The organism is Streptomyces sp. NPDC006265, from assembly GCF_040613555.1.
In the GTDB taxonomy this organism is placed as follows: Bacteria; Actinomycetota; Actinomycetes; order Streptomycetales; family Streptomycetaceae; genus Streptomyces.
On the sequence record NZ_JBEXSH010000319.1, the window covers coordinates 1 to 9,053 of the forward strand.

Genomic DNA, 9,053 nt, shown 5'->3' on the forward strand with positions numbered 1-9,053 from the left:
GTCGCGGATCTCGTCGCCGAGGCCGATGACGTCCAGCGCGCGCAGGGAGTTGGGTGCGAGGGAGATCGCCGCGCCGACCGGCTCCAGCGAGCGGGCCCGCTCCAGCACGGTGACCCGCAGGCCGCGCCGGTGCAGGGCGACCGCGGCGGTCAGGCCTCCGATACCGCCGCCGATCACGACGGCGTGCCCGGGCTGTGCCATGGCTCCTCCTCGAAAACAACTAACATCTGCAGTGACACCGTCACTACAGATGTAGTGACACCGTCGACGTTACTACACATGTAGTCAGACGGGTAGCGTGAGCCCCATGTCCCTACCCACCTCCGGCCCCTCCCGCGCCGACCTCGTCGCCGACACCGCCCTCGCCCTGCTCGCCGAGCGCGGGATGCGCGGCCTCACGCACCGGGCGGTCGACGAGGCGGCGGCACTCCCCCAGGGCTCCACGTCGAACCTCGCCCGGACGCGGCAGGCGCTGCTGGAGCTGGCGGTGCGGCGGCTGGCCGACCGTGAGGCGCGGGTGCTGGCCCTGCACCAGATGCCGGACCCCGCGGCCGGGACCGGCTCCCTGGCGGACGCGCTGGCCCTGGCGGCCCACCGGGCCCTGACGGACAACCGCGCGCTCACCCTCGCCCGTTACGAACTGGCCCTGGAGGCGACGCGCCGCCCCGAGCTGCGGGCCTTCTTCGACGCCACGGGCGCGCGCTTCCGGGACCAGCTGAGCGCCCTGGTCACCGGCATGGGCTCGACGGACCCGGCCCGGCACACCCTGTCGCTGATCGCCTGGGCGGACGGCCTGATGTTCAGCTGCGTGGCGGGGTCGTTCGGCGCGGACACGCCGAGCCTGGAGGAGGTCCGGGCCGGGCTGCGGGAACTGCTGGAAGGAATGCTCGGGCACTGAAAATCGCGTGGTGCGGCGAAGGCGACTCGGAAAGGATGCGTCCATGACGAACGAACGCCGAGAGCCCGCCACCACCGCCGACGAGCGCACGATGCTGGAGGGCTGGCTGGACTACCACCGCCAGACCCTCGCCTGGAAGTGCGAGGGTCTGACTGACGCCCAGCTCCGCACCGCCGCGGTGGAGCCGTCCGAGCTGAGCCTGATGGGACTGGTGCGGCACATGGCGGAGGTCGAGCGGGGCTGGTTCCGCAAGGTGCTCGTGGCCGAGGACGCCGGCCCGATCTACTACACCGAGGAGGATCCGGACGGCGAGTTCCATCTCTCCGAGTCAGACACGTGGGAGGAGGCGTACGCCACCTGGCAGTCCGAGATCGAGACCGCCCGGCGCAACACGGCCCGCTTCGGCCTGGACGACATCACCGAGGGCAAGCACCGTCGTACCGGCGAGCGGTTCAACCTGCGGTGGCTCTACACCCACATGATCGAGGAGTATGCGCGGCACAACGGCCATGCCGACCTGCTCCGCGAGCGTATCGACGGCGCAACCGGCGACTGACGTCACCCCTGTCACACCGGTGCCCTCCGTACGGGGAGCGAGATCACCCGTGTGGGGCATCCTCCGCCTGTCCGTCGCCCCACCGCGGGTTGGACGCACCAGAGTTGCGCGGGTGCATCGAACGACGACCACAGCGACGCTCCTGGTGACCGTGGCGGTCTCGGCCCTCTCCGGCTGTACGACGGTCCCGCATCCCTCCGCGCCGGCGCCCTCGACGGCCCCGTCCCGGCCGTCGGCGCCTCAGCCGGAGGGCGAGGCGGAGACACAGATCGCGCAGGCCCCGGCCCGAGAAGCCCTGCAACTCATCGAAGAGGCGTCCCACCGTCCGAAGCCGGCCGCGTCGGCGTCCCGCCCGGCCCCGACGCCCGCGGCGGTCTCTCCGGAACACAGCACGTCACAGCCCGGTCACCACGACGCCCGCCCGCGCCCCGCCCGTCCGAAACACCCCGAGCCCGCCCCCCACGGCCCCCAGCGGTCGCACCTCCGCGCTCCGGACATGTCGGAGTCGGTACGACAGGACGTCCGCAGGCGCGTCCGGGACAGCTCGGACGTGTGTGCGCTGGGCAAACGCTACGGGGAGTGGCGGGCGGACAGCCCGGAGGTGACGATCTGCCGCGACACCTACGGGCGTTGACCCGCCGCACCGCCTCAGGGCCGCTGCCGCGGCGGCGTCCACGTCCCCGGGCCGTCCTCGCCCAGCCGGGACTCCAGCCGTCCGATGGCCGCCCACACGCCCTCGCCGTAGCTGTCGTCGGCGAGGGCGTGGGCGGCTTCCCGGGCCCACCGCAGGTGCGTGCGGGCGGCGTCGCGGCGATCGAGCCTGATGTAGTCGTCGGCCAGGTTCAGGTGCAAGGAGGGGGCGAGCGCGACCACCGCAGTCACCGCGAGGGCCTCCTGCCTGGCCTCCTCGGCAGCCGTCAACGCGCGCAGGTCCCAGGCCAGTTCGTCCGCCGGGTCGTCCTGGGTGTCGGCCAGGTAGTGGGCGAGGGTGCAGCGCTGCAGCGGGTCGCCGTGCTCGCCCAGCTCCGCCCACAGGCCGAGGAGCCGGTGCCGTGCCTCCTCCCGGTCCCCGGCGTGGTGCAGCATGACGACCTGCCCGATCCGCGTCAGCACGGCATCCGGCGCCGTCTGCTCCTGCCGCTCCGCCACGACGTCCTCCGCGCACTCGCCGACTGTTGCTGCCGACGCTAACCGCAGGCGGGGGCGATCCGGCTCAGGCGGCTCCGGACGGCACCGGGCCCGTCACGGCACGGCCGTACCGCCGACAGGCCTCAGCCCAGGTTCGGGATCGTCCAGTCGATCGGCGTGTGCCCCTGCGCCGCCACCGCCTCGTCGATCTGCGTGAAGGGGCGCGAGCCGAAGAACTTCTTCGCCGACAGGGGCGAGGGATGCGCGCCCTTGACCACGACGTGCCGGGACTCGTCGATCAGGGGCAGCTTCTTCTGCGCGTAGTTGCCCCACAGCACGAAGACCGCCGGATCGGGGCGCTCGGCCACGGCCCGGATGACGGCGTCGGTGAACTTCTCCCAGCCGCGGCCCTTGTGCGAGTTGGCCTCGCCCGCGCGGACCGTGAGCACCGCGTTGAGCAGCAGGACGCCCTGCTCGGCCCACGGCATCAGATAGCCGTTGTCCGGGATCGGCGTGCCCAGTTCCTGGTGCATCTCCTTGTAGATGTTGCGCAGGGACGGCGGGACCCGCACACCCGGCCGGACCGAGAAGCACAACCCGTGCCCCTGCCCTTCGCCGTGGTAGGGGTCCTGGCCGAGGATCAGGACCTTGACCCGGTCGTACGGTGTGGCGCCCAGCGCCGCGAAGACCTCCTCGCGCGGCGGATAGACGGGACCCTTCGCCCGCTCCTCCTCGACGAACTCCGTCAGCTCCTTGAACCAGGGCTGCTCCAGCTCGTCGCCCAGAACCCCTCGCCAGGACTCGGGCAGCATGGCGATGTCGGTCACGTCAACGTCCTCACGATGTGCGGTCACTTCCAGCCACAGAACCTACCGGCGACCACTGACAACGTGCCCGGGAAAGCCCGGAGCCGGCCCGTCTACCAGGCCGTCTTGCGGTGCAGCTCCCACAACATCATGATCGTCGACGGGTCCAGGGCCCGCTCGGCGCCCGAGATGTCCCGGCTCGCCGCCACGTACTGCCGGCCCTGCCACAGCGGCAGCAGCCGCGCGTCCTCCACGAGGATCTGCTGGGCCTCCTCGAACTCCTTCACCACGTTCGCGCGGTCGCTCTCCCGGCGCGAGCGGGGCAGCAGATCGCCGGTGATCTCGGGGGCCGGGTAGGGCGTGCCGAGGGCGTTCTGGTCGCCGACGAACGGCGCGATGAAGTTCTCGGCGTCCGGGAAGTCGGGGAACCAGCCACGACCGAACACCGGGTACTCGCCCTTCTGGTAGCCCTCGACGTAGGTCTTCCAGGGGCGGCTCTTCAGGCTGATCGAGAACAGGCCGGAAGCCTCGAGCTGGCGCTTCAACTCCTTGAACTCCCCGGCGGTCTCGGAGCCGTAGCGGTCGCTCGTGTACCAGAAGGTGAGCGGGACGCGCTGGTTGATGCCCGCCTCGGTGAGGATCTTGCGGGCCTTGGCGACATCGGGGTTGCCGTAGTCGTCGAAGAAGCCCGTGGTGTGGCCGGTGAGGCCCTTGGGGACCATGGAGTACAGCGGGTCGACGGTGTCCTTGTAGACCTTGTGGGCGATCGCCGCCCGGTCGACGACCTGCGCGACGGCCTGGCGCACGGCCTTCTTGTTCGCCCAGGAGTCCTTCGGGTTGAACACCAGGTAGTTGATGTCGGTGCCGGTGCCCTCGACGAGCTGGATCTCCTCGGTGTTGGAGGACTTGCTCTGGAGCTCGACGACGTCGCCCGCGGCCAGACCGCGGTAGGTCACGTCGATCTTCTCGTCCCGCAGGGCCTTCACCATGGTGGCGGAGTCCTGGAAGTAGCGGACGGTCACCGCATTGTTGCGGCGCTCCGCGTAGCCCTTGTAGGAGCCGTTGCGGACGAGGACGGCTTCCTTGCCCTCGGAGTACGAGTCGAGGGTGTACGGCCCGGACCCGACCACGTCACCGCCCTTGCGCAGGCTGTTCCGCGGGTAGGCCTTCGGGGACACGATCGACATCGCGGGGGTGGCCAGCACGAACGGGAAGGTGGCGTCCGGCTTGTTGAGGTGGAAGATCACCTCACGGTCGTTGGGCGCCTGGACCCGCTCCAGGCTGCCCAGCAGACCGGCGGGGCCACCGTTGACGTTGATCTTGCGGATCCGGTCGAACGAGTACTTCACGGCCTGGGCGTCGAGCGCCTCGCCGTTGGAGAACTTCAGGCCCTCGCGCAGCTCACAGCGGTAGACCTGGTTCGATGAGTCGCTGAAGCCGCACTTCTCGGCGGCGTCCGGCTGGGGCGTGCTCGCGCCCGTCGGATAGCTCAGCAGTGTCTGGTAGACGTTGCGGAACAGCTCCCAGGAGCTGTCCCACGACGCGGCGGGGTCGAGTGTGCTGGGCGAGCTGGTGGTGCCCACGACGATCGGCCCTTCGTCCTCCGAGGCGCCGGACGACAGCACGCCGCATCCGGCGAGCAGGGACGATATGGACGCGATGGCCGCCACCTGCCACAGGCACCGGTTCCGCTTGAACACGCGCACGCTCCTCGATCTGCCATACCAAGGGTCGGCAGACCATACCGCAGTGCCGCGCCCGCTGACCCTCCCCGGTACCTGACCCCTTGATCGATAAACCTTTGACGACGTTGTCATCGTGCTTTGCGGTGCTTTTACGCCGACACGGGCGCCGTTCGTGTCAACGGGCGCCCGTGCCGATCCGAGTGCGCGGTCCTCGTCAGCCGGTTCCGGCGTTGAGGAAGATTCCGCCGTCCACCACGAGCGTCTGGCCGGTGACCCATTCGGACTGCTCGGAGGTCAGGAACGCGGCAGCGCCCCCGATGTCGGCAGGCACGCCGAGCCGCCCCAGCGGGTAGGCCGCCGCGGCCTCCTCCTCCCGGCCCTCGTACAGGGCCTGGGCGAACTTGGTCTTCACCACCGCCGGGGCGATCGCGTTGACCCGCACCCTGGGCGCGAACTCGTGCGCGAGCTGCACGGTCAGATTGATCATCGCGGCCTTGCTGACGCCGTACGCGCCGATGAACGGCGAGGGCGAGAGGCCCGCGACGGAGGCGATGTTGACGATCGCGCCGCCGTTGTCCTTCTGCCAGGCGTGCCAGGTCCGCTGGGCGAAGCCGAGCGCCGAGACGACGTTGGTCTCGAAGACCTTGCGGGCGACGTTCAGGTCGAGGTCGGCGATCGGCCCGAACACGGGGTTGGTGCCCGCGTTGTTGACCAGGTAGTCGACGCGGCCGAAGGCCTCCATGGTGCGCTCGACGGCGACGGCCTGGTGGGCCTCGTCGTGCGCCTTGCCCGCCACGTAGACCGCGCGGTCGGCGCCGAGCTGCTCGACGGCCTCCTTGAGGGCGTCCTCGTTGCGGCCGGTGATGCACACGCGGTCGCCGCGCGCGATGAGGGCCTCGGCCACGCCGTAGCCGATGCCGCGGCTGGCGCCCGTGACGAGGGCGACCTTGCCGGAGAGTTCCACGGAAGTCATGTCTGTTCGTCCTCTAGTCGAGCGGTCCGCCGGCCACGTACAGCACCTGGCCGGAGACGAATCCGGCCGCCTCGCCGGTGAAGAAGGCGATGGCGTTGGCGATGTCCTCCGGCTCACCGACCCGGGCCACCGGGATCTGGATGGCGGCGGCGGCCTTGAAGTCCTCGAAGCCCATGCCGACGCGGTCGGCGGTGGCCTTGGTCATCTCGGTCGCGATGAAGCCGGGGGCGACGGAGTTGGCGGTGACGCCGAACTTGCCGAGCTCCTTGGCGAGGGTCTTGGTGAAGCCCTGCAGGCCCGCCTTGGCGGCCGAGTAGTTCACCTGGCCGCGGTTGCCGAGCGCGGACGACGACGACAGGTTGACGATCCGGCCGAAGCCCGCGTCCACCATGTGCTTCTGGCAGGCCTTGGACATCAGGAAGGCGCCGCGCAGGTGCACGTTCATGACGGTGTCCCAGTCGGAGACGCTCATCTTGAACAGCAGGTTGTCGCGCAGCACGCCCGCGTTGTTGACCAGGATCGTCGGCGCGCCGAGCTCCTCGGCGATCCGCGCGACGGCCGCCTCGACCTGCGCCTCGTCCGAGACGTCGCACCCGACCGCGATGGCCTTGCCGCCCGCGGCGGTGATCTTCTCGACGGTGTCCTTGCAGGCCGCCTCGTCGAGGTCGAGCACGGCGACCGCGCGGCCCTCGGCGGCCAGTCGTACGGCGGTGGCGGCACCGATGCCGCGCGCGGCACCGGTCACGACGGCAACCCGCTGCTCAGTGGTGGACATGACTGCTACTCCTCAGGTGAGCGACCGCTTAGTACCTTCAGTGGGTGTGACGCTAGAAGCCCTGGCACGCGGTGTCAACGGCCCAGCGCGGCATGTGATCCATCACCCCGGCCCCACTCTGCCCGGCAGGGCCCTCAGGGACACCCGATCGGCCTACGGCCACGCGCCGCCGCATCTCCCGGCGCCTAGCGTCGGAGCGCGAGCCACCCGTGACCGGAAGGGAGGCGCTCCATGCGCCGTCGCACCGGTGCCATCGGCACACTGTTCGCGATCGCCGCGATCGTGCCGCTGGCCGACCCCGCCTACGCCCGGCAGGACCTGGACTGCCGCGACTTCTCCTTTCAGGAGGAGGCGCAGGCCGTCTTCGACGCCGATCCGAGTGATCCCAACAGGCTCGACGAGGATCAGGGCCCCGACGACGGCATCGCGTGTGAGGCGCTGGCCCGCCGCGGGATCATCAACCCCACGACGTCGCCCAGCACCTCCGCCGGTCCTTCCGTCAGCCCGTCCGTCAGTCCCTCCGTGCCCGTCACCGCCACTCCCACCAGTGCTCCGGGCCAGGGTGTGCGAGGCGGGCTCGGGGGCGCGGTGGCCTCGGGGCCGAGCGACTGGGACCTCGCCATCGGTCTGGCCTTCGCGGCGGGTGCCGTCGTCGCCGCCGGTTGCGTGGTGAAGCGCCGTCGGCGTTGACGGCCGAGCGGGGGGCCGTCACTCCCCTGGCAGGTCACCCCACCGGCAGGTCACCTCACCAGCAGGTCCAGCAACCGTCCGGTCTCCGCCGCCGGGTCCGTGGTCAGGCCGGTGTGCACCGGGCCGGGCTGGACGATCGTGGAGCGGGGGGCGACGAGCCAGCGGAAGCGCCGGCCCGGGTCGTCGGCTGCCGCCTGGCCCGCCGTCGGGCCGCCCGTGCACAGCCCCTCCGCCGCCCGCAGGGCGGCCCGGACCCCGGCCACGTCGGCGAGAGGGTCGAGGGCCAGCAGACGGGTCTCGTCGAGGTGGGTGCGGGCACCGACGTAGGACGCGGCGCGGCAGTAGACGAGGACGCCGGCGTTGATGCACTCGCCGCGTTCGACGCGCGGCACGACGCGCAGGACGGCGTACTCGTAGACGTGACGGTCCCGGGGCCCGCCCTTGATGATGTGCCGGTCGTTCACTTCAGCCCCTGGATGCGGTCGTGGATGTCGGCGGCCCGTGCCAGCAACGGGCGCGCGTACGCCTGCCTGAGGTCGTCCGGAGTGGCGAAGCCGGGTTCGTCCATGAGCCAGGCGTCCGGGATCTGCGCGGTGACGTCGGCGAGGAGTTCCCCGGTGACGAGGGGGGCCAACTCGACCGCGGCGGCGGCGACATCGGGCGCGAAGGACGCCAGCGCGTGGTCGGAGGCGTCGTAGGGGCGGGCGGCGGAGTCCTGGACGCCGGGCCAGTTGTGGTGCCAGATCATCGTCGCGCCGTGGTCGACGAGCCACAGCTCGCCCCGCCACCTCAGCAGGTTGGGGTTGCGCCAGGACCGGTCGACGTTGTTGACCAGAGCGTCGAACCAGACGACCCGTCCGGCCTCCTCGGGGCTCACCGGGAACGCGAGCGGGTCGAAGCCGAGCGCGCCCGAGAGGAAATCCATGCCGAGGTTGGTGCCGCCGCTGGACCTGAGCAGGCTCTGCACCTGCTCGTCAGGTTCACCCAGGCCCAGCTCCGCGTCGAGTTCGACGGTGACCAGGCGCGGCATCCGCAGCCCCAGCCGACGGGCGAGTTCCCCGCAGACCACCTCGGCGACGAGTGTCTTGCGGCCCTGTCCCGCACCGGTGAACTTCAGGACGTAGGTGCCGAGGTCGTCGGCCTCGACCAGGCCGGGCAGCGAACCGCCCTCGCGCAGCGGCGCGATGAAACGGGTCGCGATCACTTCCTTGAGCATCGCCCCAGGTTACTGACGCACGCGGCGGCCTCGGTGACGGCCTCGCGGCGGGGCGGACCGGAACCCGACAGCGAACCGACAGCTCCGCTTTACCCGTGTCCTTCCGGGATCGGGTCAGGATTTCGACATGGTCTGAACAGCCGGTCCGCAAGGGCCGTACCTCTCCGCAGATCACGAATCCCCGGAAGGAACGTCAGCATGACCAGCGAATCAGTTCAGCCGATGTCGGGACCGAGCCGACGCACCGTCGTGGCGGCGGTCGGCGCGGCGGGGCTCACCGTGGCGCTGACGGCGTGCGGTTCGGAGGACAAGGCGTCCGACCCGTC

The 9,053-nt window shown here is 70.9% G+C and carries 12 protein-coding genes and 1 pseudogene; 5 read left to right on the forward strand and 8 right to left on the reverse strand.

Features of this window, described 5'->3' with window-relative positions; genetic code table 11:
- The coding region (locus ABZ281_RS24375; protein WP_356658643.1) for an FAD-dependent oxidoreductase at positions 1-201 on the reverse strand (201 nt) is incomplete at its 3' end.
- A 106-nt stretch (positions 202-307) separates the two neighbouring features.
- Here ABZ281_RS24375 and ABZ281_RS24380 point away from each other — a divergent pair.
- From ABZ281_RS24380 to ABZ281_RS24390, 3 genes are all read left to right on the forward strand, one after another.
- On the forward strand, positions 308-898 hold the full coding sequence (locus ABZ281_RS24380) for a TetR/AcrR family transcriptional regulator (RefSeq protein ID WP_356658645.1): 591 nt from the start codon (positions 308-310) through the stop codon (positions 896-898).
- 43 nt (positions 899-941) lie between these two features.
- Entirely contained in the window at positions 942-1,454 is a 513-nt protein-coding gene (locus ABZ281_RS24385) for a DinB family protein (protein ID WP_356658647.1), read from the forward strand.
- Positions 1,455-1,566: 112 nt separating this feature from the next.
- Positions 1,567-2,088 (forward strand): hypothetical protein, encoded by a 522-nt coding sequence (locus ABZ281_RS24390; RefSeq protein ID WP_356658649.1) that lies wholly within the window; start codon positions 1,567-1,569, stop codon positions 2,086-2,088.
- A 14-nt stretch (positions 2,089-2,102) separates the two neighbouring features.
- On the opposite strand, the gene ABZ281_RS24395 is transcribed toward ABZ281_RS24390, so the two are convergent.
- From ABZ281_RS24395 to fabG, 5 genes are all read right to left on the reverse strand, one after another.
- The gene (locus tag ABZ281_RS24395) at positions 2,103-2,603 is read right to left on the reverse strand and encodes a hypothetical protein (protein ID WP_356658651.1); all 501 of its coding nucleotides are present in this window, start codon (positions 2,601-2,603) and stop codon (positions 2,103-2,105) included.
- A 122-nt stretch (positions 2,604-2,725) separates the two neighbouring features.
- Positions 2,726-3,409 (reverse strand): uracil-DNA glycosylase, encoded by a 684-nt coding sequence (ung, locus tag ABZ281_RS24400; protein ID WP_356658653.1) that lies wholly within the window; start codon positions 3,407-3,409, stop codon positions 2,726-2,728.
- Between the two features lie 92 nt (positions 3,410-3,501).
- Positions 3,502-5,088, reverse strand: coding sequence for an ABC transporter substrate-binding protein (locus ABZ281_RS24405; RefSeq protein WP_356658655.1), 1,587 nt, complete (start codon positions 5,086-5,088; stop codon positions 3,502-3,504).
- Between the two features lie 199 nt (positions 5,089-5,287).
- A complete protein-coding gene (locus ABZ281_RS24410) occupies positions 5,288-6,046 on the reverse strand; it encodes an SDR family oxidoreductase (protein ID WP_356658657.1) in 759 nt (252 codons plus the stop codon).
- 13 nt (positions 6,047-6,059) lie between these two features.
- A complete protein-coding gene (gene fabG / locus ABZ281_RS24415) occupies positions 6,060-6,821 on the reverse strand; it encodes a 3-oxoacyl-ACP reductase FabG (protein WP_356658659.1) in 762 nt (253 codons plus the stop codon).
- 231 nt (positions 6,822-7,052) lie between these two features.
- Here fabG and ABZ281_RS24420 point away from each other — a divergent pair, with 231 nt between their 5' ends.
- The gene (locus ABZ281_RS24420) at positions 7,053-7,511 is read left to right on the forward strand and encodes an excalibur calcium-binding protein (RefSeq protein WP_356658661.1); all 459 of its coding nucleotides are present in this window, start codon (positions 7,053-7,055) and stop codon (positions 7,509-7,511) included.
- Between the two features lie 50 nt (positions 7,512-7,561).
- Here the strand turns inward: ABZ281_RS24420 and ABZ281_RS24425 are convergent, their stop codons facing one another.
- Together ABZ281_RS24425 and ABZ281_RS24430 are read right to left on the reverse strand one after the other, a co-directional pair.
- On the reverse strand, positions 7,562-7,975 hold the full coding sequence (locus tag ABZ281_RS24425; protein WP_356658663.1) for a DUF3037 domain-containing protein: 414 nt from the start codon (positions 7,973-7,975) through the stop codon (positions 7,562-7,564).
- A complete protein-coding gene (locus ABZ281_RS24430; RefSeq protein ID WP_356658665.1) occupies positions 7,972-8,727 on the reverse strand; it encodes a HipA family kinase in 756 nt (251 codons plus the stop codon). Before ABZ281_RS24430 ends, ABZ281_RS24425 begins: the two co-directional genes overlap by 4 nt.
- Before the next feature lie 198 nt (positions 8,728-8,925).
- On the opposite strand from ABZ281_RS24430, the pseudogene ABZ281_RS24435 reads away from it, so the two are divergent.
- Positions 8,926-9,053 (forward strand): annotated as a pseudogene (locus ABZ281_RS24435) (iron-sulfur protein); the annotation flags it as partial.

Excerpts from the sequence above, each read along its gene's own strand:
- ABZ281_RS24380 (WP_356658645.1), top strand. The coding sequence starts at position 308 with ATGTCCCTACCCACCTCCGGCCCCTCCCGCGCCGACCTCGTCGCCGAC.
- ABZ281_RS24385 (WP_356658647.1), top strand. The coding sequence starts at position 942 with ATGACGAACGAACGCCGAGAGCCCGCCACCACCGCCGACGAGCGCACG.
- ABZ281_RS24410 (WP_356658657.1), bottom strand. The coding sequence starts at position 6,046 with ATGACTTCCGTGGAACTCTCCGGCAAGGTCGCCCTCGTCACGGGCGCC.
- fabG (WP_356658659.1), bottom strand. The coding sequence starts at position 6,821 with ATGTCCACCACTGAGCAGCGGGTTGCCGTCGTGACCGGTGCCGCGCGC.
- ABZ281_RS24420 (WP_356658661.1), top strand. The coding sequence starts at position 7,053 with ATGCGCCGTCGCACCGGTGCCATCGGCACACTGTTCGCGATCGCCGCG.
- ABZ281_RS24430 (WP_356658665.1), bottom strand. The coding sequence starts at position 8,727 with ATGCTCAAGGAAGTGATCGCGACCCGTTTCATCGCGCCGCTGCGCGAG.